27 protein-coding genes are annotated in these 24,735 nt (G+C 40.5%); 22 read left to right on the plus strand and 5 right to left on the minus strand.

Going from position 1 to position 24,735, the window contains the following annotated elements; genetic code table 11:
• The 9 genes from pheT (at position 1) to AC4CS8_RS03535 (ending at position 9,948) form a co-directional block, all read left to right on the plus strand.
• Positions 1 to 2,400, plus strand: coding sequence for a phenylalanine--tRNA ligase subunit beta (gene pheT / locus AC4CS8_RS03495; protein WP_493893571.1), 2,400 nt, complete (start codon positions 1 to 3; stop codon positions 2,398 to 2,400).
• A 297-nt stretch (positions 2,401 to 2,697) separates the two neighbouring features.
• Positions 2,698 to 2,883 carry a hypothetical protein gene (locus tag AC4CS8_RS03500; protein WP_172071872.1) on the plus strand — a complete coding sequence of 62 codons (186 nt, stop codon included), beginning with the start codon at positions 2,698 to 2,700 and terminating at the stop codon, positions 2,881 to 2,883.
• Positions 2,864 to 3,214 (plus strand): IS66 family insertion sequence element accessory protein TnpB, encoded by a 351-nt coding sequence (gene tnpB, locus AC4CS8_RS03505; protein WP_493892778.1) that lies wholly within the window; start codon positions 2,864 to 2,866, stop codon positions 3,212 to 3,214. Before AC4CS8_RS03500 ends, tnpB begins: the two co-directional genes overlap by 20 nt.
• A gap of 50 nt (positions 3,215 to 3,264) precedes the next feature.
• Positions 3,265 to 3,471, plus strand: coding sequence for an IS66 family transposase (locus tag AC4CS8_RS03510; RefSeq protein WP_172066339.1), 207 nt, complete (start codon positions 3,265 to 3,267; stop codon positions 3,469 to 3,471).
• Positions 3,425 to 4,777 carry an IS66-like element short variant transposase gene (locus AC4CS8_RS03515; RefSeq protein ID WP_493892777.1) on the plus strand — a complete coding sequence of 451 codons (1,353 nt, stop codon included), beginning with the start codon at positions 3,425 to 3,427 and terminating at the stop codon, positions 4,775 to 4,777. Before AC4CS8_RS03510 ends, AC4CS8_RS03515 begins: the two co-directional genes overlap by 47 nt.
• Before the next feature lie 252 nt (positions 4,778 to 5,029).
• Entirely contained in the window at positions 5,030 to 6,154 is a 1,125-nt protein-coding gene (locus AC4CS8_RS03520; RefSeq protein ID WP_172006132.1) for an ISAs1 family transposase, read from the plus strand.
• Positions 6,155 to 6,423: 269 nt separating this feature from the next.
• Positions 6,424 to 7,683, plus strand: coding sequence for a transposase (locus AC4CS8_RS03525; RefSeq protein ID WP_493892440.1), 1,260 nt, complete (start codon positions 6,424 to 6,426; stop codon positions 7,681 to 7,683).
• A 240-nt stretch (positions 7,684 to 7,923) separates the two neighbouring features.
• Positions 7,924 to 8,553 carry a hypothetical protein gene (locus AC4CS8_RS03530; protein WP_172006133.1) on the plus strand — a complete coding sequence of 210 codons (630 nt, stop codon included), beginning with the start codon at positions 7,924 to 7,926 and terminating at the stop codon, positions 8,551 to 8,553.
• 9 nt (positions 8,554 to 8,562) lie between these two features.
• Positions 8,563 to 9,948, plus strand: a complete 1,386-nt coding sequence (locus tag AC4CS8_RS03535) for a hypothetical protein (RefSeq protein WP_172006134.1) — start codon at positions 8,563 to 8,565, stop codon at positions 9,946 to 9,948.
• Between the two features lie 73 nt (positions 9,949 to 10,021).
• Here the strand turns inward: AC4CS8_RS03535 and AC4CS8_RS03540 are convergent, their stop codons facing one another.
• Positions 10,022 to 10,324, minus strand: coding sequence for a hypothetical protein (locus AC4CS8_RS03540; RefSeq protein ID WP_493893572.1), 303 nt, complete (start codon positions 10,322 to 10,324; stop codon positions 10,022 to 10,024).
• 13 nt (positions 10,325 to 10,337) lie between these two features.
• Positions 10,338 to 11,387 (minus strand): endonuclease/exonuclease/phosphatase family protein, encoded by a 1,050-nt coding sequence (locus tag AC4CS8_RS03545; protein WP_493893573.1) that lies wholly within the window; start codon positions 11,385 to 11,387, stop codon positions 10,338 to 10,340.
• A gap of 188 nt (positions 11,388 to 11,575) precedes the next feature.
• On the opposite strand from AC4CS8_RS03545, the gene AC4CS8_RS03550 reads away from it, so the two are divergent.
• Both AC4CS8_RS03550 and AC4CS8_RS03555 read left to right on the plus strand, forming a co-directional pair.
• Positions 11,576 to 12,319 (plus strand): polyphosphate polymerase domain-containing protein, encoded by a 744-nt coding sequence (locus AC4CS8_RS03550; RefSeq protein WP_172024876.1) that lies wholly within the window; start codon positions 11,576 to 11,578, stop codon positions 12,317 to 12,319.
• Positions 12,306 to 12,983: a DUF4956 domain-containing protein gene (locus tag AC4CS8_RS03555; protein WP_493893574.1), complete on the plus strand. Its 678-nt coding sequence runs from the start codon at positions 12,306 to 12,308 to the stop codon at positions 12,981 to 12,983. The genes AC4CS8_RS03550 and AC4CS8_RS03555 overlap by 14 nt, the downstream gene beginning before the upstream one ends.
• A 68-nt stretch (positions 12,984 to 13,051) precedes the next feature.
• On the opposite strand, the gene AC4CS8_RS03560 is transcribed toward AC4CS8_RS03555, so the two are convergent.
• Complete coding sequence (locus AC4CS8_RS03560; protein WP_024403727.1) at positions 13,052 to 13,534, minus strand: NUDIX hydrolase; 483 nt, start codon at positions 13,532 to 13,534, stop codon at positions 13,052 to 13,054.
• Between the two features lie 168 nt (positions 13,535 to 13,702).
• Here AC4CS8_RS03560 and folE point away from each other — a divergent pair, with 168 nt between their 5' ends.
• From folE to AC4CS8_RS03585, 5 genes are read left to right on the plus strand one after another with little or no spacing between them, the layout of a single operon-like run.
• Positions 13,703 to 14,266, plus strand: a complete 564-nt coding sequence (gene folE, locus AC4CS8_RS03565) for a GTP cyclohydrolase I FolE (RefSeq protein WP_105106434.1) — start codon at positions 13,703 to 13,705, stop codon at positions 14,264 to 14,266.
• An 8-nt stretch (positions 14,267 to 14,274) separates the two neighbouring features.
• On the plus strand, positions 14,275 to 15,087 hold the full coding sequence (folP, locus tag AC4CS8_RS03570; RefSeq protein ID WP_493893575.1) for a dihydropteroate synthase: 813 nt from the start codon (positions 14,275 to 14,277) through the stop codon (positions 15,085 to 15,087).
• Positions 15,080 to 15,442, plus strand: a complete 363-nt coding sequence (gene folB, locus AC4CS8_RS03575; RefSeq protein ID WP_493893576.1) for a dihydroneopterin aldolase — start codon at positions 15,080 to 15,082, stop codon at positions 15,440 to 15,442. Before folP ends, folB begins: the two co-directional genes overlap by 8 nt.
• On the plus strand, positions 15,439 to 15,930 hold the full coding sequence (gene folK, locus AC4CS8_RS03580) for a 2-amino-4-hydroxy-6-hydroxymethyldihydropteridine diphosphokinase (protein WP_493893577.1): 492 nt from the start codon (positions 15,439 to 15,441) through the stop codon (positions 15,928 to 15,930). The genes folB and folK overlap by 4 nt, the downstream gene beginning before the upstream one ends.
• A gap of 30 nt (positions 15,931 to 15,960) precedes the next feature.
• The gene (locus AC4CS8_RS03585; RefSeq protein WP_493893578.1) at positions 15,961 to 17,271 is read left to right on the plus strand and encodes a GntP family permease; all 1,311 of its coding nucleotides are present in this window, start codon (positions 15,961 to 15,963) and stop codon (positions 17,269 to 17,271) included.
• 45 nt (positions 17,272 to 17,316) lie between these two features.
• Here the strand turns inward: AC4CS8_RS03585 and AC4CS8_RS03590 are convergent, their stop codons facing one another.
• Positions 17,317 to 18,465 carry a cobalamin-independent methionine synthase II family protein gene (locus AC4CS8_RS03590; RefSeq protein WP_493893579.1) on the minus strand — a complete coding sequence of 383 codons (1,149 nt, stop codon included), beginning with the start codon at positions 18,463 to 18,465 and terminating at the stop codon, positions 17,317 to 17,319.
• A gap of 215 nt (positions 18,466 to 18,680) precedes the next feature.
• Here AC4CS8_RS03590 and AC4CS8_RS03595 point away from each other — a divergent pair, with 215 nt between their 5' ends.
• Positions 18,681 to 19,844, plus strand: a complete 1,164-nt coding sequence (locus AC4CS8_RS03595; RefSeq protein WP_493893580.1) for an MFS transporter — start codon at positions 18,681 to 18,683, stop codon at positions 19,842 to 19,844.
• A gap of 61 nt (positions 19,845 to 19,905) precedes the next feature.
• On the opposite strand, the gene AC4CS8_RS03600 is transcribed toward AC4CS8_RS03595, so the two are convergent.
• Positions 19,906 to 20,076 carry a DUF3042 family protein gene (locus AC4CS8_RS03600; RefSeq protein ID WP_493893581.1) on the minus strand — a complete coding sequence of 57 codons (171 nt, stop codon included), beginning with the start codon at positions 20,074 to 20,076 and terminating at the stop codon, positions 19,906 to 19,908.
• A 68-nt stretch (positions 20,077 to 20,144) separates the two neighbouring features.
• On the opposite strand from AC4CS8_RS03600, the gene miaA reads away from it, so the two are divergent.
• From miaA to AC4CS8_RS03625, 5 genes are read left to right on the plus strand one after another with little or no spacing between them, the layout of a single operon-like run.
• Complete coding sequence (miaA, locus tag AC4CS8_RS03605) at positions 20,145 to 21,029, plus strand: tRNA (adenosine(37)-N6)-dimethylallyltransferase MiaA (protein ID WP_493893582.1); 885 nt, start codon at positions 20,145 to 20,147, stop codon at positions 21,027 to 21,029.
• The gene (gene hflX / locus AC4CS8_RS03610; protein WP_493893583.1) at positions 21,022 to 22,272 is read left to right on the plus strand and encodes a GTPase HflX; all 1,251 of its coding nucleotides are present in this window, start codon (positions 21,022 to 21,024) and stop codon (positions 22,270 to 22,272) included. Before miaA ends, hflX begins: the two co-directional genes overlap by 8 nt.
• Complete coding sequence (locus tag AC4CS8_RS03615; RefSeq protein ID WP_493893584.1) at positions 22,256 to 22,885, plus strand: cystathionine beta-lyase; 630 nt, start codon at positions 22,256 to 22,258, stop codon at positions 22,883 to 22,885. The genes hflX and AC4CS8_RS03615 overlap by 17 nt, the downstream gene beginning before the upstream one ends.
• Positions 22,886 to 22,895: 10 nt before the next feature.
• Positions 22,896 to 23,825, plus strand: coding sequence for a ribonuclease Z (rnz, locus tag AC4CS8_RS03620; protein WP_493893585.1), 930 nt, complete (start codon positions 22,896 to 22,898; stop codon positions 23,823 to 23,825).
• Positions 23,822 to 24,577, plus strand: coding sequence for an SDR family NAD(P)-dependent oxidoreductase (locus AC4CS8_RS03625; RefSeq protein ID WP_493893586.1), 756 nt, complete (start codon positions 23,822 to 23,824; stop codon positions 24,575 to 24,577). Before rnz ends, AC4CS8_RS03625 begins: the two co-directional genes overlap by 4 nt.
• Positions 24,578 to 24,735: the final 158 nt, after the last annotated feature.

The following is a 24,735-nucleotide window of genomic DNA, read 5'->3' on the forward strand; positions in this document are numbered from 1 at the left end:
ATGTTAGTAAGTTACAAATGGTTAAAAGAACTCGTTGACTTTGATGCAAGCAGTCATGACTTGTCTGAAAAAATGTCAACAACAGGAATTGAGGTTGAAGGGGTTGAGCAAAAGAGTGCTGGTCTTTCGAAGTTGGTTGTGGGTCAGGTTGTTTCAGCGGAGCCAATTCCAGATACCCACCTCAACATCTGCCAGGTCAATGTCGGTGAGGAAGTCACGCAAATCGTTTGCGGTGCTCCAAATGTGAAACCTGGAATTAAGGTTATCGTAGCTCTGCCAGGTGCGCGTATTGCAGGCAACTACAAGATTAAGAAAGGTAAAATCCGCGGAGTTGAATCTTTGGGCATGCTCTGCTCATTGAACGAAATCGGCGTATCTGACTCCGTTGTACCAAAAGTCTATGCGGACGGAATCTACCACTTGCCAGAAGAAGCAGTTGTCGGTGAGCCAGTCTTTTCATACCTTGACCTTGATGATGAGATCATCGAGTTGTCGATCACACCAAACCGTGCGGATGCTCTTTCCATGCGTGGTGTGGCCCATGAGGTCGCAGCTATTTACGACAGCAAGGTCAACTTTAAGCCTGTCGTCTTGGCAGAAAGCGATAAGAAAGCCAGCGATGTAATTGAAGTAGCGATTGAATCAGACAAGGTCGCAGCCTATACTGCGCGTGTCATTGAAAATGTGACCATCGCTCCAAGTCCACAATGGTTGCAAAATCTGCTCATGAACGCTGGCATTCGCCCGCTTAACAACGTAGTGGACATCACTAACTATATCTTGCTTTACTTTGGTCAGCCAATGCACGCCTTTGATTTTGACAAGTTTGACGATAAGAAAATCGTGGCTCGTCAGGCAAAAGAGGGTGAGAGCCTGGTAACTCTTGACGGCGAAGAGCGTGACTTGATTACCGATGACATCGTCATTTCCGTTGCGGACAAGGCAGTTGCCCTCGGTGGTGTTATGGGTGGTGCTAATACAGAGATTGACAATAGCTCTAAGACCGTCGTGCTGGAAGCTGCCCTTTTTGACGGCAAGTCTATCCGCAAGACCTCAGGTCGCCTCAACCTTCGCTCTGAGTCCTCTTCTCGATTTGAAAAGGGCATCAACGTAGCGACCTTGACGGAGGCTATGGACACAGCAGCTGCTATGATTGCGGAACTGGCTGGCGGTCAGGTCTTGTCTGGTATCGTTTCTGCGGGTAGCGTGGACACATCGGATGTCCCAGTCACAGCAACCATTGATTACGTTAACCGCTCGCTCGGGACCAACCTCGACTATGCACAAATCGCAGACATTTTCCGTCGTTTAGGTATGGAAACAACTGGCGATGCAAGTCAGTTCACAGTCGCAGTACCACGTCGTCGTTGGGATATTCGCATTCCAGCAGACTTGGTAGAGGAAATCGCTCGTATCTATGGGTATAATAATCTGCCGATCACTCTTCCAAAAGAAGATGGAACAGCAGGTGAGTTGACCCTGACACAGCAAATCCGTCGCCAAGTACGTAGCCTGGCAGAAGGTGCAGGATTGACAGAAATTATTTCTTACGCTCTGACAACTCCAGAAAAGGCAGTTGAATTTGCGGCGCGTCCAACCACAGTAACCGAACTGATGTGGCCAATGACAGTTGACCGTTCTGCCCTTCGTCAGAATATGGTGTCTGGCATGTTGGAAACTGTAGCCTACAACGTGGCTCGTAAGAACAAGAATCTTGCTCTCTACGAAATCGGCAAAATTTTTGAACAATCAGGTAATCCAAAAGAAGACCTCCCACAAGAAATCAATAAATTTGCTTTTGTTTTGACAGGTTTGGTGGCTGAAAAAGACTTCCAGACACCAGCAGTTCCTGTTGATTTCTTCCATGCTAAAGGCATCTTGGAAGCTATCTTTGCTCACTACAAGTTAGCAGTTGACTTTGTAGCAACTAGTGAGATTGCAGCTCTGCACCCAGGACGTACAGCTGAAATCCATTTGAATGGGGCTGTAATCGGTTTTGTTGGTCAGGTACATCCTCAAACGGCTAAGAACTACGGTATTCCTGAAACTTATGTGGCTGAAATCAATCTGGATGCGATTGAGGAAGCTCTCCAGCCTGCTCAGCCATTTACCGAAATCTCTAAATTCCCAGCAGTTAGCCGTGATATTGCTCTTCTTTTGAACAGCGATGTCAAGCATCAGGATGTTTTGGATGCGATTGCTAGTGCGGGTGTGAAACGCTTGACCAAAGTGACCCTCTTTGATGTTTATGCAGGTAGCAACATTGAGGCTGGCAAGAAGTCTATGGCTTATAACCTGACCTTCCAAAATCCTGAGGATAGCTTGACGGATGAGGAAGTGGCTAAGTACATGGAGAAAATTAGTAAGGCTTTGATAGAGCTTGGTGCTGAAATTCGTTAAACTTTAGTCTTTCATTTTATATTTAATGACGTTGGTGAGATAGAAAACATGATTCAATGAATAACTCATTGTCAAATCGATTATGCTCCAATAAAAGATAGACTACAGACTTATAATGAGAAAATATAAAGATATGCTAGCATACAAATTGTGTTCTAGCATATCTTTTTTATTTCAAAGTACTAAAATTTATAAACTGTGTTATATTAAGCTGTATTGTAAGCGCCCCATAACAAGGTACCTATCCAATCATTCACTCCTCCAGTATACTGTAATAAAAAAACTGGAGGATTTTTTATGTCACAACCCATCGTCCCATTGACTGTTCCCAAATTGCGACGCTCTGAAAAGAAAAGCAGAAATGAGATCCTGATGAAGATTCGTCTCGAAAAAGTAGAACTCACTTTCTTTCACTCTATCAACCAAGAGATATTGGAAACAATCTTGGATAAGGTACTGTTCTATGACAATCCAACTCAGTGATTTAGGTCAAGTCTATTTGGTTTGCGGGAAAACAGATATGCGTCAAGGGATTGATTCTCTCGCCTACCTTGTCCAAAGTCAATTCAATCTGGATCCCTTCTCCGGTCAGGTCTATCTCTTCTGCGGAGGTCGAAAAGACAGATTCAAAGCTCTTTATTGGGATGGACAGGGATTTTGGTTATTGTATAAACGTTTTGAAAATGGAAAATTGACCTGGCCAAACAATGAAGAGGAGGTCAAGGCGCTAACTTCCGAGCAGGTGGACTGGCTCATGAAAGGATTTTCTATCAGTCCAAAAATAAATGTTTCAAAAAGTCGTGATTTATATTGAAATCATGGCTTTTCTTTGTGTATAATAAGACAAAAAGAAGGAGATTGGTTATGTCATCACTAGAAAAAATTATTGAAACACAGTCAAAAACGATAGAGATGATGGCTAATGAACTTACCCTCCTTCGTGAACAGGTTGTGTATCTGAGACAGAAACTCTACGGAAAATCATCAGAGAAGGTTGTGTATCAACCCGGTCAGCTGAGCTTGTTTGGGGAGGAAAGTCTCCCTGAAGAAGAAGCTGACTTACCCAGTTGAAACAGAAACGATTACTTATAAACGCAAGAAAGCTAAGGGAGTTCGTCAGGCTATTTTTAGTCAGTTCACTCCAGAAATTGTGCATCACGAATTGCAAGGTGAAGACTGCACTTGTCCAGACTGTCATGGACAGTTGAAAGAGATTGGTTCTACTGTTCAACGACAAGAGTTGGTCTTCATTCCCGCACAATTAAAGCGGATTGACCATGTTCAACACGCATACAAGTGTCAGGCATGTAGTCAGAAGAATCTGAGCGATAAGATTATCAAGGCTCCCATTCCTAAGGCACCTTTGGCACACAGCTTGGGTTCAGCTTCTATCATCGCCCATACTATTCATCAGAAGTTCACTCTTAAGGTGCCCAATTACCGCCAGGAAGAGGACTGGCATAAGCTTGGTCTGCCCATCAGTCGGAAGGAAATAGCCAACTGGCACATCAAGTCTAGTCAGTATTATTTCGAGCCAATTTATAACCTGTTACACGAGAAATTGTTGGAGCAGCCTATTCTCCATGCGGATGAAACCTCCTACAAGGTCTTAGAAAATGATAGTGAGTTAACCTTCTACTGGACCTTCTTGTCTGGGAAACATGAGAAAAAGGGAATTACCCTCTATCATCATGACAAACGACGGAGTGGCTTAGTTGTGGAGAAATTTCTTGGGGATTATGCGGGCTACGTTCATTGTGATATGTGGAGTGCTTATCGTCAATTAGACAAGGCTCAGCTGGTTGGTTGTTGGGCTCACGTCAGACGAAAGTTCTTTGAAGCGACTCCTAAGAAGACAGACAAGACCTCCTTAGGAGCCAAGGGATTAGCCTATTGCGACCGCCTATTTGCCTTAGAGAATGACTGGGCTGACTTGTCTACTGAGGAACGGCTACATAAACGTCAGACAGAGTTGGCCCCCTTGATGGACGACTTCTTTGACTGGTGTCGCAATCAGGCTGTTTTGCCAGGCTCTAAATTAGGCACTGCAATAGAATATAGCCTCAACTACGAAACCACTTTCCGAACCGTTCTCTCGGATGGTGACTTAGTCCTGTCTAACAATATGGCTGAGAGAGCAATGAAGACTTTGGTTATGGGCCGTAAAAATTGGCTTTTTTCCCAAAGCTTTGAAGGAGCCAAGTCGACAGCTGTCATTCTGAGTCTTTTGGAAACTGCTAAACGACACGGTCTTGATGCAGAAAAATATATGACCTATCTTCTAGAACACTTACCTAACGAGGAGACGCTCGCAAAAAAAGAGGTGCTAGAGGCTTATTTGCCATGGAAGGAAAAAATTAAAAGAGCTTGTAAATAGAAAAAAGGCTCCAGGGTCGACATGACTTTGGAGCTTTTTCAATATACTTTGTTATTAGGCGCTTACGCTGTATTATTAATGACTATTATAAATAAGCATGTGATTATTTATAGTAAATTTTATAGATTTCATTGAGAAACTATTATAAAATAGTTTCCACGATAAACGCATGAAGAAAAAATCGTTTTCAGAAAGCGAAAATCATAACAAAAGATCAATCAAAGTAGTACACTAGAATAGAGGTGAACTACAATGATTGATTTTCTTTTATCCATAGAAGAACACAAAGAAGAGTACGATAGCCGTCAACTATGGAAAATCCGCTATCCTCTATCTACCATTCTGTTTCTAGTTTTCGTTTGTCAATTGGCAGGGATTGAAACATGGAAAGAGATGGAAGATTTCATCGAATTGAACGAACCTGTTTTGGGAGAATACGTTGACTTGAGTGTCGGCTGTCCTTCTCATGATACCCTGGAACGTGTAGTGAGTATGGTCAATCCAGATTTCTTAAAAGAACTGAAACTGTCTTTCGAAGCCTCTTCAGAAACGGCTAATTTTTCCAAACTGATTGCCATTGATGGTAAAACGATTCGGGGGAACAGAGGCAAACACCAATCTCCTACTCATATTGTTACTGCTTATGACGGGGGCAATCGGCTTAGTCTTGGTCAGGTAGCTATTGAGGATAAAAGCAATGAAATCACAGCCATTCCTCGCCTCTTGTGTCAGCTAGACCTTCGAAAGAGTGTTGTTACGATTGATGCCATGGGTACCCAGACAGACATTGCGGATGTGATTATAAGCGGTAAGGGTGATTACTGCTTGGCAGTCAAAGGAAATCAAGGTACTCTCCATGAGGATATTGACCTTTATTTTAGTGATGCTAAATTGTTATCTAAGTTGACAGAAAAAGGCTGTCATTATCAGACCATCGAAAAGGCACGCAGTCAGATTGAGGTGAGGGACTACTGGGTTTCTCACGATGTGAAATGGCTGAGTCAACGACATCCGAAATGGAAAAAACTTCGTGGAATTGGTATGGCTAAGAACACCATTGATAAAGACGGTATCATTACGGAAGAAGTTCGATACTTTATCCTAAGTTTCAAGGGTGATGTGCAAACTTTTTCTCAGGTTGTTCGTGGTCATTGGTCGGTTGAGAGCCTACATTGGTTGTTAGATGTAGTTTACAGAGAAGATAAGAACCAAACCTTAGATAAACGAGCTGCCTTCAATTTGAATGCTATTCGCAAAGTTTGTCTTCATCTCTTACAAAACATGACCTTCCCTAAGGAAAAGCTGAGCTATCGCCGTAAACAACGCTATATTTCTGTCCATTTGGAGGATTATTTGCCACAATTATTTGGACATTGAGGATAAAGGTGGTTGTAAAAAGGTAGATACCAAGTTTAAAGTGGTTATTTCTGGGGACAAAAGGAGAGATTAAAGTTTTCATGCGTACGGCGTGAATAGTTTCGAATCATTCCCGTAGTTATTTATTCCCGTCCTATCACCAGATTAGCACGCTATAAAAAGAAAAATCGCCACGTTAAGTAGCGATTTTTCCCTTTTGTGAGCCTCAATGCAACGTCAAAGCGTTATAATAGTTTTAAGTCAAAAATCTCTATTAGCGAGGTCTCACTATGAAAATTATAACACAGCTTAACCTTTTTGAGGATCAGGAACTAGGTGATTTAGAAAAAATTTTGATGGTATTAGATGGTCTTCCAGAAACGGGTCTATTTGATGAGTTAGAAGCCAAACGCAAACACGGGCGTAAGGATTATTCTGTTCAATCTTACTTCATTGCCTATATTGCTAAAATAGTTCTTCAATTGGAAACCGATCAACAGTTGATTCGTCAGCTTAATATGAATAGCCAGCTCCGTCAAATCTGTGGCTTTGAAACTCACGGTGTTAAGCTCAAAAATGGTACTATTAAACTTGTTCATGCTCCCTCTAAGTCTGCTTATTCTCGTTTTATTCAGGATTTGGAAGAGGTCTGTCCAGACATTGACGAGTGGGTTTTATCTGGCATATCTGAACTATACAACCTTCTTCCGGAATTTGGTGTTGACTTAGCCCTAGATGGCAAGTTCATTGATAGTTATGCAACACCATATGGTAAGAAACAAAGAAAGGATAGACGCTCTGACTGTGATGCCGATATGGCTATAAAAAAACGTCATCATAAAAATGGAACGGTCTCTATGGAGAAACACTATGGCTATCGTTGTCATCTTGTGGTTGATGCGACCTATGAACTGCCTGTTGCTTGGGAAGTGACGACGGCCTCAGAAGGGGAACCTACTGTTGCCAAAAGGCTGATTCGAAACATGCGTCAAACGACCATGCAGAGAGCGGAATATTTGATGGCAGACCGTGGTTATAGTGGAATTCCTCTTCAGAATCTCATAGAAGAAGCCACGATTATTCCTATCATTGATCATCCTCATAAGTGGAAAGAAGATGAAACCAGGCAATACCTTGATACGGATGTGATTTACAATCAATCTGGAGAAGTCTTTTGGGTGGATGACAAGGGCAAAGCGATTCAGCTTATCTATAAGGGGTACGATAAGTCTTGTGACAGTTTGCGGTATGGTTTTCATCCCCGTTATCAGGACAATCGCATCTTCCGTTTAAAACGGTCGGTAGAACCTATTATCTTTAATCAAGTAGCTAGAGATAGTCAGAAGTTTAAACGACTCTACAAGAAGCGGACAGCTGTGGAGAGGGTGAATGGGCGTATAGACCGCGACTTTCGATTCGAGAAGCACACTATCCGAGGGCTTAAGAAGATGAGTCTAGCTATTGCCATGAGTTTTTTAGTGATGGTTGGATTTGCCTTAGCCAAACTCAAACAAGGCCAGAATACTCATTTAGCCAGCTGGGTAGTCTAAAAATAAAAAATAGTTCAAAAACCAAGGGGGTAGTACGCCCTTTTTTTCAGTTTTCGAGCCATCTCAATCCATCAGTGGAGGAAAATTCTTGAGTTTAAGAGAGTTAAACCAAATATTTTTGTCAGAAAAGCGAACGGGTTTTGAAAAATACAACAAAGGGAATGATTCGTTTCAAAAATCACTTGACAAAAGGATTCGGGGGGGTATAATAAAAGTGATACATATTTAAAGGAGATTATTATGGTTTTTAGAAAAACTGCAAACGAATATGTTAAAAGCCCTGTTGGAGTCATTTCAGACTATTCTGGATTAGCTGATACCGTTATTGATAGTCAAGGAAATGTTTATCAAATGGATGGCTTGAATTATATTAAGATTGGTTATGATATTCCTGCATTGGATGCTTATGTCAAGTATATTCCAAAAATTGGTTTTGGTGTAGCTGTGGCAAATGCTTTTGCTCCGAAATGGGGGAAACGTGAGGATAGAAGCTGGCTTGAGATTATTATTGGATTTATAATAGCTCTCTATGTTTTACTTGCGTTTGAAATTTTCTCTTGGATTGGCTATCAACTTCTAACACAGTTTGCTAAACCGATTCTAAGCTTTACGGAAGATAAACTATATCTTAGAAAATTTTTACCATGTGTTTGGTTCATGGAGTCACCAGATAAGAATCAGATGTCTATTGCTAGAGGAGCTGTTATGTTTCTTCCCTATCTAATACTTTTCATCATCTGGTGTAATCTACTATCAGCAGGTGTGTTAGAAGGTGTGGGAGCCATCGCTTTAATTGTTCCAATTTTTACAATTATTTCTACAGTTGCGACTTTTGTAAACTACAAAATTAATAAATCAAACCTAATTTAAGGAGAGAGTATGAAGGAACAATTTTCACTAAACACACAAGGGCATCAATTAAATAGTCTATCGAATTACCATTTGCAGTCTGTTATTTCGATGGCTATCGCAGAACGACTACCTTTAGAGAGTGCTTTGAATACATATTATTATTCTTTTGAAAGAGGGAAGTACAATATATATGTTGAAAAAGTAGGTTTATCCAACTACCGAATTTCTAATGAAAAGCTAGGCGCGATTTTACCTTTTACTCAAGAGGAAGTTGAGTCTGCGATTCATGAAAAAATAAGTCGTGAAAAAGTGGAATGTCAGAATGTGTTTGATGAAGTTGGAAAATCCTGGAAAGAGAATAGCAAACTATTTTACGATAATCTTAAGGAAGAAGACCCGAATCAATTTTTCAACTGGGCTTTGAAAGAAGTTGAAAATAACAATACTTTCGGATGTCTCTCTGGAATTATATTATCTTGCTTAGGTGGATTATTTTTATTTTATCTAGTTTATTATTTCCTATATGGGCATTCACCCATTGAATATTTAGGATGGATTACTGAACCTTTACGATATTTTCTTTCGGGTAATACACCATACGATGGGTATTACACAGCGGTATTACTGTTTTTCTTAGGTTTTGTTTTCCTATCAGTTATTTCTTTAATAGTTGTGTTACCATTGAATCGTAAGCTTTTTATTAACCCTCAAATCGAACTTTTAGCACGTAAAAAAGCTAAACAAGTTGCTAAAGAGCGATTTAACAAATCTAAAGAATTGTTAAGAGAATACCATCAGGATTTTTCCGGATTTTATGTTAATGATATTTTCCAACAATTGATTCCTTCTGCGATTCCAAAGGATTATTACTATCCTCTCAGTAAAAAATATAAAGCTGCTATAGATTCAATGTTTGAACTCCGTAGCTGGGAAAGTTCTTTTTCAAAGGAAACTTTCGATACAGTATTTGAACAATATAGAGAATATCAAGAAGTATTTTCGGAGTACATTATTCGTTTAAAAAATGGTTCTAGTATGCTTGCACAAATACCAACTACTTATCATGAATCAGAAAAACTCTCCAAAATTTGGATGCTATTAAACGAAGGAAGAGCAGATACTTGGAAAGAAAGTGTTAATTTGATGAGAACAGATGCATTCCAAGAAAGCATGTTAGAAGCAATTAGAAATACTTATCAATCAGTAGAGAGACTAACTAACCAATTATATATTCAAGGTCAAGAATTGCGCACTACACTTGAAAAGTCTATTTTGCAACAACAAAGACATTTTGAATCGATTGAATTCTCAAATCGTCAACAGAATCATCTTTTGGCTAAAAATAATGAGCTTATTGAGACTCAAAATATTATTACTAGTAATTTGTTAATTGCAGAATTAATGACAAAATGACAGATTAAAATAGAGTAATCATAATATTTGCATTAAAAACGAGCAATCCTAATTGGAGTTGCTCGTTTTTGTCTTACAAAATAAAGGGTTCAATTTTCAACTCTATCTGGTTGCCATACTTGGTTAGTAAATCGTCTGCCAGGGGATGATAGAGTTCTCGTAGTTGTTCAATTTTTTCAGGGAATTGCTTGCCGATGTAGTCAAACTTGCATTCGATGGTTAAGAAAAGTTGGTGGAAGAGTTCGTTTATCTCATTCAATCGGGCAATCATTTCTTCGTCTTCTTTGAGAAAGTCTGGAATTTCTTTTCGGCTGTCTGCAAATCCATCAATTAATTTGACTGGGAAGGAACCATATTCTAGGACAAATTCGTACATTAGTATCTCCATTCTATTGAGCAGGTGTCAGGCTGAACTGCATGACTACAGGATTGTGGTCGCTTGATGTAAAATTGTTAGAAAGCGTTTGGATATGATGAACTGTAACATTGTTGGAAATGATAAAGCCATCAATTGTTCCAGTTAAGGTGGTGTCAGGGTTGTAGGATTGATCAATGTTGCGGACTGTAGGTGCATTACTTGGAGCGACAACTGAAAATTCTACTGGTAGTTGCTCAGTTGGAAAAGATTTCATCCATGTGAGCTCATTGCGGGCATTATCATCTAGTGCGTGGTTAAAATCTCCACCGACAATGACATAATTTCCTTTTGCATATTCTTTTTTCATTGTTTGGCTTACTTTTTCCAGCTGTGCTTTCTGAATATTTTCATTCTTTGTATAAGCAGATAGATGGATATTGAGAACAACCAAATCAGCTCCGCTATTTGTTTTAAAGCGATTGACTGAGTAGGCACGATCGAGGTCAAAGAACTTATTGATATCCGTATCGATAGGTAGTTGGTAACGGATAGCCTCTTGGAAGTTTATCTTTGAAAAGGTCAAGAGTCCGGAAGTCGCTTGGCCGATTGGATTGGTAATGGGGTAAAAAAGGTAGGAAGAATCGTAGTTCTGAGCGAAAGACCAAGCATAAGTACTGAAGGCTTGAGTAAAATAATCGACCTGGTTGACGTGCTGCGAACGGTCGCCATCGACATCTACCTCCTGAAAGAGAACAAGGTCTGGATTTGCCGAATCGATGAACTCTTTATCACTAGTTAGGGCCTCTTCGACAGCTTCTTTACTCCGTGCACGAACTTCCTTTCCGCCATCCATAAAAAAGGAATAGTCGCTTGGGTAAGAACCATAGCCGATATTGAAGGTCATCATCGAATAGGTTTGATCAAGGATAAATGATTCCTGTTTGGATTGATTAGTGATTTCGAGACTGAGATTGTCTTCCAATCGGTGGTAATCTATCAAAAGATAGGACACATAAGCTCCAGCAATCAGCAATATACTTGCTAGTAAACCAAAGCAGTATTTCATTATTTTCTTGAACATAACAGTCTCCTTATTCCATTCTATTGTAGCACAGCCCTTTATGTGACAAAAGAATTTCACCTTCCTTCAGTTTAAGTTTTATTTAATGCTATTTTCAGTTTTGTTTAAAGCTTGGTCGGTAAACTATATCTTGTAAACAAGACAGGAACCTGTCAAGATTCAACATTTAGGATAGAAGAGGCAAAGCAATGAAAACAAGAATCGTACAAAAGCAATTTAAACGTAAAGAAACCAAATATATTGTTGATATGGATGTATTTGTAGAGTTTGAGAAAGAACTTCGTCAACATATGACCGAAGATGAATTTGCGACATCAACGATTACGAATATTTACTTTGACAATGAAGATTTTGATATGATTCAAGATTCTCTTGCTAAGAAAAATGGACGTGAGAAAATTCGTATGCGTGTGTATGATGAAATTCCATCAGAAACAAGTCAAGCCTTTTTGGAAATCAAGAAAAAGGAAAATAAAATTGGCTATAAATACCGTCTAACATCTAATCCAGTATCTGTTACAAATTACATTGAAAATGGTATTATTGATGCTACTATTAAAGATGAAAAAGTAACATCAGAACTGGATCAGTTGAGAAAACGTTATGGTGTCATCAAACCTAAAATGTATATTTATTATGATCGCGTATCATATAAGGGTATTGAGGACAAAAAAGTTCGCTTAACCATTGATAAAAATCTTCTATATCGTGACTATAATGTCAACGTAATGGTAGGGAAATTTGGTAAAGCCTTGCTAGATCCTAAAAAGGTCATCATGGAAATCAAAGTTCCAGAGGAACGTCCAGATTGGTTGGTTGCCTTGTTGGAAAAATACAATATCGAAAAACAATCGTTTTCAAAATATGGCAATGCTTATAAGCTAGCCCACGACATCGTAGAAGAGGAAGTCATTCATCATGCAGCTGTTTAATAGTATCTTTTCAACAGCCAATAGTAGTATCAACCTAGTCCAGATGGTCCTAGTATTCGGAGTCAGTCTATCCATGGGGGTACTCTTAGCGGCTGTTTACAAATATCAATCGAATTATACAAAGGAATTCGTTATCACTCTAAGTCTCATGCCGGCATTGATTGCTGTTATCATTGCATTAGTTAATGGTAACTTGGGAGCGGGTGTTGCGGTAGCAGGGACCTTTAGTCTTATTAAATTCCGCTCGGCAGCAGGTTCATCAAAAGAAATGCTTGCAGTCTTGCTGGCGATGGCTATTGGTCTTGCAACAGGAATGGGCTTCCTTGGTTTAGCCGTATTTACAACAGTCATCTTATCAGCTTGTATCTTGGTTTTTGAAAATATCAGTTTTGCACAAGTCAATCAAAATCGTCGCCATCTTTTAGTGACAGTCCCTATGGATTTCAATTATGATCAGTTTTTTGAAAATCAATTTGGTAAGTCTTGTAAGCAGTCTGATTTATTATCCCTTAAATACAAAAAGAAAAAAGAAGCACTTGTTTTAGAATATCAAGTCCTTCTTGATAAGAAAATTACAGATAAGCGTTTGGTAGATACAGTCTTATCAGCGGGTCCGCTGGATGTTGTATTAAATAAACAAATGCCTAAGAAGAAATTCTTATAATTCAGAAAACCTTGGTTTGTGTGTGTACCAAGGCTTTTTTCTATTTTGAAATAGACTAATGGGATAGCCTACTCACCATAAAAATCGACACTATAATCGATGAGTGTGTCTCCATCATATTGAAAACTAGCAGAGAAGAAGGGGCGGTTTTCCAGAAGCCACTGTTGAAAATGACGGTCACCTTCCCAAGTCGGCTTTGATAAAACCTGATCGTAGGGAACCCATTCCAAATCGCCTTCATTACACTCAATAATTGTTCCTTCAAAGCCAGTAATTTTAAAAACATAGGTGTACCAATCACAATTAGGGGTGAAATCTGGAAAGGTGATAATTCCTTTTAAGGCATGCTTTGTGACAGTTAGGCCTGTCTCCTCAAAGACTTCACGAATGGCGCAGGCTTGAGGGGTTTCACCTGGTTCAAGTTTGCCACCCACCCCAATCCACTTCCCTTCATGGACGTCATTTTCTTTCTTATTTCGATGAAGGAGGAGAAATTCCTTGCCATTATCAATGTAACAAATTGTCGCTAATTGGACTGATTTCTTAGTCATAGAGGGCTCCTTGTAAATGAATGATTCCATTATACCACAAAGGAGAATAGAGAGAAATCTTTGGGAGGTTTTCTGATTGGGTACAGTCTTGAAATTGTGAATATGTAAGGTCTTTTCTGAAAATCTAATTTAGGGTATAATAAAGAATCAAATGATTTAGGATGTATTATGTCAAAACAAGAACAAATAGAACAAACTATTTACCAATTATTGGAATTATTGGGTGAAGATCCAAACCGTGAAGGTCTACTTGATACACCGAAACGGGTAGCAAAGATGTACTTGGAAATGTTTAATGGGCTAAAAGAGGATCCAAAAGACCAGTTTACAGCCGTTTTTTCAGAAGGTCATGAAGAGGTTGTTTTGGTGAAGGATATTCCTTTCCACTCCATGTGTGAGCATCACTTGGTGCCCTTCTATGGAATTGCTCATGTGGCCTATATTCCAAGCAAGGGGCGGGTCACTGGTCTTAGCAAATTGGCACGGGCAGTAGAGGTGGCTAGTCGTCGTCCGCAGTTGCAGGAGCGTTTGACCCACCAAGTTGCCCATGCTCTTCAAGATGCTCTAGAACCTGAAGGTGTTTTTGTCATGGTAGAAGCAGAGCACATGTGCATGAGCATGCGTGGTATTCGTAAGCCGGGAAGTAAGACTGTGACGACAGTTGCTCTTGGTAAATACAAGGAAGATGCAATTTTACGCCGTGAACTCTTGTCTATGATTCACAACAAATAGGAGGTTCTATGTCAATCGAACAATTAGCTAATCATGTAACTATTATGGGAATTCTCAATGTGACCCCAGATTCCTTTTCGGATGGTGGCAACTATAATGAAGTGGAAGCAGCCTTGGTTCAGGTCGAAAAAATGTTAGCTGAAGGAGCCACAGTCATTGATGTCGGTGGTGAATCCACTCGTCCTGGTGCGACTTTTGTGTCAGAAGAAGATGAAATTGCGCGTGTCGTTCCGATTATCCGTGCCATTAAAGAAAAATACAAGTGTTTGATTAGTATTGATACTTATAAGACTGGTACAGCCCGTGCGGCACTTGAAGCAGGAGCAGATATTTTGAATGATGTCTGGGCAGGTCTTTACGACGGGGAGATGTTGGCTTTAGCTGCTGAATATCAAGTACCTATCATCCTCATGCACAACCAGAAAGAAGAAAGCTATGCGGATGTTGTTGGAGAGGTCAAAAACTTTCTAGCTGAGCGTGCCCAAGCAGCGCTAGATGCAGGTCTTGCAGCAGATAAGATTTGGTTGGATCCAGGATTTGGTTTTTCAAAAAATGTCCAGCATAATTTGGATCTTTTGCAAGGATTGAATCAGATTACCGGTCTAGGCTATCCAGTTTTGTTTGGGATTTCTCGTAAGCGCGTGGTGGATTATCTAGTCGGAGGAAATAGCCTACCGACTGACCGTGATCATGCAACGGCAGCCTTGTCTGCTTGGGCAGTACAAAAAGGTTGTAAGATGGTTCGTGTTCACAACGTAGAAGCCAATCGTGATGTAGTCAAGGTTTGGGAACAGTTGACTGCTGGAGGTCAAAATGGATAAAATTTCCCTTCATAAATGCCGTTTTTACGGTTATCACGGAGCTTTTAAGGAAGAACAAACTCTTGGTCAGATTTTTACGGTTGACTGCGATTTGTTTGTTGATTTGACCGCCGCTTCGCAAACGGACCAGCTGGAAGACACCGTTCATTATGGTATGGTTTTTGAAACAATCAAGGCAGTTGTGGAGGGCAAGCCTTATACCCTGATTGAAAAGGTGGCAGGAGTTATCTGTCAGGAGATTTTTGAACAGTTTCCAAAGGTGGAGAAGATTCGCTTGGCCATTTACAAGGAAAATCCCCCTATTGCTGGTCATTATGACTCTGTTGGGATTGAACTGGAGCGTGAACGACCATGAAGCATTTAGCCTATCTCAGTATCGGTGGGAATATGGGTGATCGACAAGCCTATTTACAGGCAGCTTTAGATAAATTAGATAGCCATCCAAATTGCCAGCTTGGTCTGGTTTCTGCCATTTATGAAACAGCAGCTTGGGGCAAGACCAATCAGGCTGATTTCCTCAATTTAGCCTGTCAAGTTCATACGGACTTAACTGCCCAAGAATTTCTGTCCTTTTGTCAAGAAATTGAACAGGACTTGGATCGAGTCAGAATTGAAAAATGGGGGCAACGGACCATTGACTTAGACATTATTTTTTGGGATGAGGGGAGAATTGAAGAGGAGAATTTGATTGTTCCCCATCCCTATGCTCATGAGAGGGCATTTGTGCTTGTTCCTCTCTCAGAATTAGCAGTTGATTATCTTCATCCAGTCTTAGGAAAGACGGTAGGGGAATTATTGGCTGAATTAGGAGAAGTAAAGGATATTAGAAAATTTATCTCTTAGTTAAATATAAAGGAAAATATAAGGAGAGTTATGGAAATTTTAGCGATCTTAGGAGTTTTATTGGCTGTTGTAGCCATCATTTATTTGACGTCAAAGAATTTACATGTCATTGTTGCAGCACCTTTGGCTAGTTTGATTATCTTACTGACCAACCAGATGAATATTCTGGAGGCCATGTTGGGCAAGGAACAGTCCTATATGGCTGGTTTAGCTGGTTTTTTGATCAATAACTTTGTTATCTTTATGCTCGGCTCTATCTTAGCCAGATATATGGAAGCCAGTGGGGCTACCTTAACAATTGCAAATAGTATCTTAAAGGTCATTGGAAAGGATAGTCCTTATAAGGTGTTACTGGCAATTGCTCTTATTACAAGTGTTTTGACTTATGGTGGTGTTAGTATCTTTGTTGTCATCTTTACCCTCTTGCCCTTGTCACGTCCGCTTTTCAAAGAGTTAAATATCAACTGGGCTCTTTTTCCTATTCCAGTTTTCATGGGGGCAAGCACCTACACCATGACTTCTTTACCAGGAACTCCTTCAATTCAGAACGTTATTCCAACTAAGGTTTTGGGGACAAGTTTGACAGCAGCTCCGATTTTGAGCCTAGCTGCAAGTCTAACCTTATTTATCTTTGGAGTTGCGTATATGTCTTATGCACTCAAGAAAAGTTTAGCTAATGGGGAAACCTATACGGAGGGAGACGAAGATTTGACGGTAGACTCAGCTGAGAAAACACCCAATCTCTTTTTTTCTGTTTTACCCTTGCTTAGTTTAATTGCTATAATCTTCCTCTTGAATAAAACTCCTAATGTTTTAGCTATTGGTCTGTTGGTATCTATTATTTTATCTGCTGTACTTTTCCATCCTTACCTACCAAATCAGAAGGATATTTTGAATACAGGTGCAACAGCTTCGATTGTTCCTGCTTTTGCGACTTCTAGTACGGTGGCATTTGGTACAGTCTTGACCTTATCAGCAGGTTTTGCCATTATTCAAGAGTGGATTCAGCAAATTCCAGGTTCACCTTTGATTAGCTTGTCTGTGTCTACTGCCCTGCTCAGTGGGATTATTGGTTCATCATCGGGAGCGGTTGGAATTGTGGCTACTAATTTCCTCCCTTCCTACTTAGAAATGGGGTTGAATCCAGAAGTTCTTCATAGAGTGACAGTTGTAGCGTCAGCTGTTCTTACAGTGGTTCCTCAGTCTGGTGTTATGATTACTTTCCGTAGTTTATCTAAACTCAGCATGAAACGTGCTCTCAAACATTCTTTTATCGTTGTCAACGTGGGTCACCTTTTAGCTTTAATTGTCATTTTGGTTTTATCGGCTATCCTTTATTGATTAAAAAACAAGTTAGATGGTTCATCTAACTTGTTTTCTTTTTGGTTATTCATTCCAGAATTTTGCTGCAATATCTTGACCTTGCTTAATTTTTGCCCACTGTTCTGAAATAGCTAATTCATTACCAGAGTCACATGAAGCAAATCCACATTGATGTGAGAGATAAAGACGTTCTTTTGGAATGATTTTGCTAGCCTCATCTAGTAGACGATAAACACGGTCTTCATCATCGAGATTTGTTGTTTTACTAGATAGAAGGCCAAGTACAATCTCTGCATTTGTATCTTTTAAGCTTTCCAAGGCTTTCAAGTCGCCTGCTCGCTCATCGTCCCATTCCAAGAAGAAGCGGTCGTAATGTTGATCGCGAAGGAATTTTTCTGCAATCGCTTCATAGGTCCCACCAGCAGCATATCGGCTTTCGTAGTTACCGCGACAGTTGTGAGTCCAAACTGTTAAACCGATTGAATGAGCGTAATCAACTACTTCGTTATTAAGTTTAACAAAAGCATCCGCCAAATCAGCCAATCCAGCGTTTCCTTCAGCAAAGAAACTTGCAGGATTGCTCTCATCAAAGAGTTCCCATAGGCAGTCATCAAATTGAATAATTTGACCACCGGCAGTTTTGTAATCATCTAGAAACTCTTTATAAGCAGCAACTAATCCAGCTTTTAGATCATCAGCTGTCTTATAGACTTGATCATCTCCATATAATCCATCAAAAACAGCTAGTTCAGTGTAGGCATGTGCAGGCCCCCAAACAGTCAATTTGGTATCTGTATCGCCTGCTTCTTGTTTCACCTTACGATAGATGTCAATAAAGTGATGGTTTTTACCAGAAAGTTCTTCATGGATGCGAATACCGATGTCCTTACGTGTTTCATAGTGACCACCATCATGGTCTTTGAAGGTATAGCCGTGGTCTGCGATGTAACGCTCAATTCCTTTTAAGCCCCAAACAAAGTCAAGGTGCCACATAGATTTTGAATATTCACCATCTGTCACGATGTCAATACCATTCGCTTTTTGCTCGGCTACGATAGTTTCAATCGCCGCGTTTTCGGTTTCTTGGTAACCGTCAAAGTCTTTGTAGAATGGATATTGAATGTCGTCACGGTGTTCGATTTGTGTCTTGTAGTCGCGCAAGTCAGCCGGACGTAATAGTGAACCAACTAGTTGAAATCTTGATTTTGCCATAATTTATCTCACTTTCAAATTTTAAGATGTCTATATTCTATCCTAGAAAGTTCCGTTTGAAAAATAGTTATTTTTACAGAAGAGGTATAGTTGGAAGTTATAACAAACTTTCATGCGATATGCTGGTTGACTATCATTTATCTTGTGTTATAATCTAAGGAGTGCAAAATCCGAACGTTTATTCGGTAAAAAAGTAGAAGAAAATTGAGGGTAGAATGAAAAAACAATCGCCTTATTTGGTACTAGGAACTATTATGTTGGGAGCTGTTATGCGGGTACCGATAACAGCGATTCCTTCCATTTTGACAGATATTGCGGCGGGACTAGGAGTATCGGTCAGTGATTTAGGGATTTTGACTTCTATTCCATTATTGATGTTTGCGCTTTGTTCCTCTTTAGCTCCTAAGTTGGCCGCAAAATTTGGTATGGAAAAACTGATGGCTATGGTTTTGATAGTTATGTTCGTTGGTTCTGCCATGCGGATTTTCAATGTATCGACCTTATATCTAGGAACGATGTTAGTTGGAGCTGCGATTGCTTTTATCAACGTTTTGCTACCTAGCTTGGTTGCGGCTAATTTTCCTCATAAAATTGGTTTGTTTACCACGATTTATGTTACGATGATGGGAGTCACTTCTACTTTAGCATCTATGGTAGCTGTGCCGATTGTGACAGCGACATCATGGCAGACTTTTCTTCTGATAATTTCAGCACTGGTCGGATTGGCTTTATTTATCTGGTTACCAAATGTAGCTTCCAATCATCGTTTTGAGAGAAAAGGCAATAATCAAGGAACATCCCTCTGGAAGAATCGGGGAGCCATTATTTTTCTTATTTTTGGTGGTTTACAATCTCTCTTGTTTTATACAGAAATGACTTGGCTACCAACGATTTCACAAACGGTTGGCTTGTCAAAAGCTGAGGCAGGTTTGTTAGCCGGTATTTTTAATATCGTAGCTATTCCAATGTCGATGGTTTTGCCATCTATTGTATCGCGCTTACCAAGAGAAAAACGAGCTTACCTGATGATAGGGCTCTCTGTTTTGACCTTGTTAGGATTGGGATTGATGGCTGTTGTACCCGTACAGTTTGGTTGGTGGCTTTTGATCCATATTCTTTTAGGGGTATCTGTTAGTGCCCTATTCCCTTATATGATGCTGTCATTCTCATTAAAGACAAGTAATAGCCAAGCAACCGCTCGTCTGTCAGGTATGGTACAAACAGGTGGTTATCTCATTGCAGCGATAGGGCCGTTTGTTCTCGGATATAGTTATCAATTATTTGGAAATTGGCTTCCCTTCATTATTGCTCTAATTGTTGTAACGATTTTAATGATGTGGACTATTGTATTGATTGAGAAAGAAGATATTATTTTATAGGCTAAGAAGGTTGGTTTCCCAGCCTTTTTGTAAAACAAAAAAAGCTGGAATTTCCAGCTTTTTAATGTGCTACACGTTTGCGTGCTGCTTTTTTACGATTTTCTTCGATGAAAGCTTCTTTCTTTTCTTCTGGTTCAATGATTATTTTATGAACAGTGAAGATAGCACCTGCTGCGAGAGCAACTGTAGAAAGAACACCTGTCAAGAAACCTTTGCCAAAACCTTTAGCCATAGTGAATTCTCCTTTACTTGTGTTATAATAGATTTTAGCGAAAAAACAAAATATTTTCAAGGAAAAAGATGAAAACAAAAGTAATTGTGGTCATAGGACCAACAGCGGTTGGAAAAACTGCTCTAGGAATTGAGTTGGTCCAGCGTTACAAAGGTGAGATTATTAGTGGCGACAGCCAGCAGGTCTATCGTAAGTTGGATATCGGAACGGCAAAAGCTAGTTCGGAAGAACAGGCAGCTGCGGTCCACCATTTGATTGACGTCCGAGATATAACCGAGGGCTACTCAGCTTATGAATTTGTGACAGAAGCCAAAGCCCTAATCACCGACATCTCCAGTCGTGGAAAACTTCCCATTATCGTTGGAGGTACAGGGCTTTATATCCAAAGCTTGCTGGAAGGATATCATCTGGGCGGAAAAGTAGATCAAGAGCAGGTTCTTGCCTATCGGGAAGAGCTGGACCTTTTGTCTGACGAAGTGTTGGAAGCAATGGCAGAGCAGGCAGATTTGGCTATCGAGGGAATCAGCCGTCGGAGATTGATTCGAGGCTTAGAGTTGAAAAAATTTGGCAAGGACTTAGAAAATACTGAATCAGACTATGAGCCTTTGTATATTTGTCTGACGGATGACAGACAGGTGCTTTACGACCGCATCAATCAGCGAGTAGATAGCATGATGACGGCGGGCTTGTTAGAAGAAGTTACTTGGCTCTATCAAGAACATCCAGAAGCCCAAGCAGCTATGGGGATTGGCTACAAGGAGTTTTTCCCCTATCTTGCAGGTCAAATTAGCCTAGAGGAAGCCGTCGATAAGGTTAAACAAAATAGCCGTCGCTTCGCCAAACGCCAATTAACTTGGTTCAGAAATCGGATGCAGGTTCCCTTTTATTCAGTAGGCGAGCCAGATTACAAATCGCAGATTTTCACCGCCGTGGAGGAATTTTTAAATGATTGAAACGCAAAAAGAACAAGAACGCGCCCTCCTGGTCGGAGTGGAATTGCAGCAGACAGGTAATTTTGACATGTCCATGGAAGAGTTGGCAAGCCTTGCAAAGACAGCTGGCGCTCTGGTCAAGGGAGTTTATACTCAAAAACGGGAGAAATACGACAGCAAAACCTTTGTCGGATCTGGTAAATTGGATGAAATTGCACAAATGGTTGAAGCTGACGAGATTGATACGGTGATTGTCAATAACCGCTTAACCCCTCGACAAAATGTTAACTTAGAAGAAATTCTGGGAGTTAAGGTCATTGACCGTATGCAGTTGATTTTGGATATTTTTGCCATGCGGGCGCGAAGTCATGAAGGAAAGCTACAAGTCCATTTGGCGCAACTCAAGTATATGCTACCTCGTTTGGTTGGTCAGGGAATTATGCTCAGCCGTCAGGCTGGTGGTATCGGCTCTCGTGGACCGGGTGAAAGTCAGTTGGAGCTCAATCGTCGGAGCATACGTAATCAGATTCATGACATCGAACGCCAACTCAAAACAGTTGAGAAAAATCGGGCAACTGTCCGTGAACGCCGCCTACAATCAGGTGTTTTCAAGATAGGTTTGATTGGTTATACCAATGCAGGTAAATCAACCATTATGAATGCTATGACGGATAAGCGACAGTACGAGGCAGATGAACTCTTTGCCACGCTTGACGCGACCACCAAGCAGATTAACTTGGCGGACAAGTTTAACGTGACCTTGACGGACACCGTTGGTTTTATTCAGGATTTACCAACGGAGCTGATTTCAGCCTTCAAGTCCACCTTGGAGGAGTCTATGAACGTAGATCTCTTGCTTCATGTCATTGACGCTTCGGATCCGAATCACAGCGAGCAGGAGCAGGTGGTCTTGGATATTTTGAAAGACCTCGACATGCTGGACATCCCTCGACTAGCCCTCTATAACAAGCTGGACAAGACAGACGATAGCTTCACTCCAAGCCAGTTTCCTCATGTCATGCTTTCAGCCAAAGATGAAAATGCCAAAGGCCATATACAAATGATGGTCTTGGCTAAGATTAAGACCATGTTTGAACGATTTGAGGTCAGAGTTCCATTGTCTCAGGCTTACAAGTTACACGATTTGGCAAGCCTCGCTTTGATAGAAAATCGGACTTACGAAGACGATGTGGAAGTGGTGTCAGGTTATATCGCTTCTAACAATAAATGGAAGTTGGAAGAATTTTATGACGGATTATCTTGATTTGGCCTTAAAATATGGTGGTTTTACCAGTCTAGATAAGGCTTATCTGACCAATAAATTGGCAGGTTTGAGCGAACAACAGAAGCTAGATTTTATTACGCCACCGCCTTCGGTTATCAATGCTTATTTTGCGGAAATCTACCAGAAACAAGGTGCTGAAAAAGCGACTGACTATTATCTCACTCTATCTCAACAACTCAGCCTTTTTCCAGAAGAGCCCAGTTTTGATGAAAGTAAGCCCTTTGTTCGCCTCAACTTATCAGGCAAGTCTTTTGGCTTTGTCTACCTATCTGCTGACGGTTTGGCCCAGGTTTTTTCAGAAGGGGAAGAAGAAATTACAGATAGCTTGCTCTTTGAAATCGCTCAGGTCTTTCCGCACTATGTGGTGTTTGTGGAGGATGGTAAGATTTTTATGAAGGCAAATACCTTTGATAAATGTCGGTTGGTAGAAGTGGAAACGGATTTTCTCTTGACCCAAGTGGCTGTTTCTGATGATTTGGTTAAGATTTCAGGTTTTAATCAAGAAGAGGTTGCAGAAGCAGCAAAATCTTACGCAGGGAAAGAATTCTATGCTTGGTCAGGTCGCTCCGCAATTTTATATTTAAAAGATTAGAAAGTAAACAATGCAAATTCAATTTTTAGGTACGGGGGCTGGTCAGCCCTCTAAGGCTCGAAATGTATCAAGTTTGGCCTTGAAACTCTTGGACGAAATCAATCAAGTTTGGCTTTTCGATTGTGGCGAAGGAACTCAAAATCAGATTTTGGAAACTACCATTCGCCCTCGAAAAGTTGCTAAAATTTTTATCACTCACCTGCATGGTGACCATATTTTTGGTCTGCCTGGTTTTCTGTCCAGTCGGTCATTTCAGTCTAGTGAGGAACAGACTGATATTGATATTTATGGCCCTGTTGGCATTCGTTCCTTTGTCTTGGCAAGTCTTAAAGTATCAGGGACACGCCTACCTTATCGCGTTCATTTTCATGAGTTTGATGTAGATACAGTCGGTCAGGTCCTAGAAACCGACAAATTCACGGTATTCGCTGAAAAGCTTGACCATACCATTCCTTGTGTCGGCTATCGTGTCATTCAAAAAGATTTGGAAGGAACACTAGATGCAGAAGCACTGCGTGCGGCGGGCGTTCCATTTGGCCCCCTCTTTGGGAAGGTTAAAAATGGGGAGAATGTGACCTTGGAAGATGGGACGGAAATCATTGCCAGTGATTATCTTTCTCCGCCACGACCAGGTAAGATTGTAACTATTTTGGGAGATACACGTAAGTGTCATGCTAGTGTGCGGTTGGCGGTCAATGCAGATGTCTTGGTGCATGAGGCGACTTACGGTAAAGGTGATGAAAAAATTGCTCGTAAGCATGGTCATTCAACCAATATGGAGGCAGCACAAGTGGCCAAGGACGCTGGAGTGAAGCAACTTTTGCTCAATCATATCAGTCCACGATTCTTATCTAAGGACATCAGCCAGTTAAGGAATGATGCCAGCACTATTTTTGAACAGGTCCGTGTGGTCAAGGACTTGGAGGAATTTGACCTATGAGAACTATTCTGATTACAGGAGCCTCAGGTGGCTTGGTACAGGAAATGGTTCCCTTACTCAAGGATGATTTCTTGATTTTGTTAGGGCGTAATGTAGAGAAAATCGAACAATTTTATGCTTACCATGAGAAAAAGGCTGTTTTTGATGTCGATATTCGAGATGAAGTTGCCTTGACTGCCTTTTTTGAAGAGCTGGATAGCCAGTTTGGTCAGATTGATATTTTAGTCAATAATGCTGGCTATGCCATTTATGATGATTTTGAGAATTTCTCTAGTCAGCAGGTACAGGCTATGTTTGACATCAATACTTTTGCTCTGATGACCCTGTGTCGTTTAGTAGGCAAGCGTATGAAGGCTAGAAGAAGTGGACAGATTATCAATATTATTTCGATGTCGGGCTTAATCGCTTCAAGCAAGTCTTCGGTCTATTCGGCGACCAAGTTTGCGGCCATGGGATTTTCCAACACCATTCGCTTGGAATTGGCTCAATACGGTGTCACGGTCACCACGGTCAATCCAGGTCCTATTGCAACTAGCTTCTTCGACCAGGCTGATCCCGATGGAAGCTATCAAGAGAGTGTCAAAGCCTTTCTCTTGCAACCAGACTATGTGGCTCGTAAAATTGTTGCAGCCATGGGAACCAGAAAGCGTGACATCAATTTACCTTGGACCCTGGCAGCAGCCCACAAACTCTATACCCTGTTTCCTAGAATTGCAGATTATCTGGCCAGTACGGTTTTTAATTATAAATAGCAAAAATCTAGGTTTGCCTAGATTTTTTTTTATTTCATTGCCTATAGACCAAGTGGTCGGAATACTCTACCATCAGCTATTTCTAGCTATTAATTTTAATAGCCTTATTTTTGTTTAAAGCTGTAATTTGGAAACTAAAAGTTCAAAAAATTTCAGCG

It is taken from the genome of Streptococcus sp. NSSLK0004 (genome assembly GCF_059039125.1).

What these genes read in the sequence shown, in the direction of transcription:
- pheT (WP_493893571.1), top strand. Translation starts at nt 1, where the DNA reads ATGTTAGTAAGTTACAAATGGTTAAAAGAACTCGTTGACTTTGATGCA.
- AC4CS8_RS03500 (WP_172071872.1), top strand. Translation starts at nt 2,698, where the DNA reads ATGTCACAACCCATCGTCCCATTGACTGTTCCCAAATTGCGACGCTCT.
- tnpB (WP_493892778.1), top strand. Translation starts at nt 2,864, where the DNA reads ATGACAATCCAACTCAGTGATTTAGGTCAAGTCTATTTGGTTTGCGGG.
- AC4CS8_RS03510 (WP_172066339.1), top strand. Translation starts at nt 3,265, where the DNA reads ATGTCATCACTAGAAAAAATTATTGAAACACAGTCAAAAACGATAGAG.
- AC4CS8_RS03520 (WP_172006132.1), top strand. Translation starts at nt 5,030, where the DNA reads ATGATTGATTTTCTTTTATCCATAGAAGAACACAAAGAAGAGTACGAT.
- AC4CS8_RS03525 (WP_493892440.1), top strand. Translation starts at nt 6,424, where the DNA reads ATGAAAATTATAACACAGCTTAACCTTTTTGAGGATCAGGAACTAGGT.
- AC4CS8_RS03530 (WP_172006133.1), top strand. Translation starts at nt 7,924, where the DNA reads ATGGTTTTTAGAAAAACTGCAAACGAATATGTTAAAAGCCCTGTTGGA.
- AC4CS8_RS03535 (WP_172006134.1), top strand. Translation starts at nt 8,563, where the DNA reads ATGAAGGAACAATTTTCACTAAACACACAAGGGCATCAATTAAATAGT.
- AC4CS8_RS03540 (WP_493893572.1), bottom strand. Translation starts at nt 10,324, where the DNA reads ATGTACGAATTTGTCCTAGAATATGGTTCCTTCCCAGTCAAATTAATT.
- AC4CS8_RS03545 (WP_493893573.1), bottom strand. Translation starts at nt 11,387, where the DNA reads ATGTTCAAGAAAATAATGAAATACTGCTTTGGTTTACTAGCAAGTATA.
- AC4CS8_RS03550 (WP_172024876.1), top strand. Translation starts at nt 11,576, where the DNA reads ATGAAAACAAGAATCGTACAAAAGCAATTTAAACGTAAAGAAACCAAA.
- AC4CS8_RS03555 (WP_493893574.1), top strand. Translation starts at nt 12,306, where the DNA reads ATGCAGCTGTTTAATAGTATCTTTTCAACAGCCAATAGTAGTATCAAC.
- AC4CS8_RS03560 (WP_024403727.1), bottom strand. Translation starts at nt 13,534, where the DNA reads ATGACTAAGAAATCAGTCCAATTAGCGACAATTTGTTACATTGATAAT.
- folE (WP_105106434.1), top strand. Translation starts at nt 13,703, where the DNA reads ATGTCAAAACAAGAACAAATAGAACAAACTATTTACCAATTATTGGAA.
- folP (WP_493893575.1), top strand. Translation starts at nt 14,275, where the DNA reads ATGTCAATCGAACAATTAGCTAATCATGTAACTATTATGGGAATTCTC.
- folB (WP_493893576.1), top strand. Translation starts at nt 15,080, where the DNA reads ATGGATAAAATTTCCCTTCATAAATGCCGTTTTTACGGTTATCACGGA.
- folK (WP_493893577.1), top strand. Translation starts at nt 15,439, where the DNA reads ATGAAGCATTTAGCCTATCTCAGTATCGGTGGGAATATGGGTGATCGA.
- AC4CS8_RS03585 (WP_493893578.1), top strand. Translation starts at nt 15,961, where the DNA reads ATGGAAATTTTAGCGATCTTAGGAGTTTTATTGGCTGTTGTAGCCATC.
- AC4CS8_RS03590 (WP_493893579.1), bottom strand. Translation starts at nt 18,465, where the DNA reads ATGGCAAAATCAAGATTTCAACTAGTTGGTTCACTATTACGTCCGGCT.
- AC4CS8_RS03595 (WP_493893580.1), top strand. Translation starts at nt 18,681, where the DNA reads ATGAAAAAACAATCGCCTTATTTGGTACTAGGAACTATTATGTTGGGA.
- AC4CS8_RS03600 (WP_493893581.1), bottom strand. Translation starts at nt 20,076, where the DNA reads ATGGCTAAAGGTTTTGGCAAAGGTTTCTTGACAGGTGTTCTTTCTACA.
- miaA (WP_493893582.1), top strand. Translation starts at nt 20,145, where the DNA reads ATGAAAACAAAAGTAATTGTGGTCATAGGACCAACAGCGGTTGGAAAA.
- hflX (WP_493893583.1), top strand. Translation starts at nt 21,022, where the DNA reads ATGATTGAAACGCAAAAAGAACAAGAACGCGCCCTCCTGGTCGGAGTG.
- AC4CS8_RS03615 (WP_493893584.1), top strand. Translation starts at nt 22,256, where the DNA reads ATGACGGATTATCTTGATTTGGCCTTAAAATATGGTGGTTTTACCAGT.
- rnz (WP_493893585.1), top strand. Translation starts at nt 22,896, where the DNA reads ATGCAAATTCAATTTTTAGGTACGGGGGCTGGTCAGCCCTCTAAGGCT.
- AC4CS8_RS03625 (WP_493893586.1), top strand. Translation starts at nt 23,822, where the DNA reads ATGAGAACTATTCTGATTACAGGAGCCTCAGGTGGCTTGGTACAGGAA.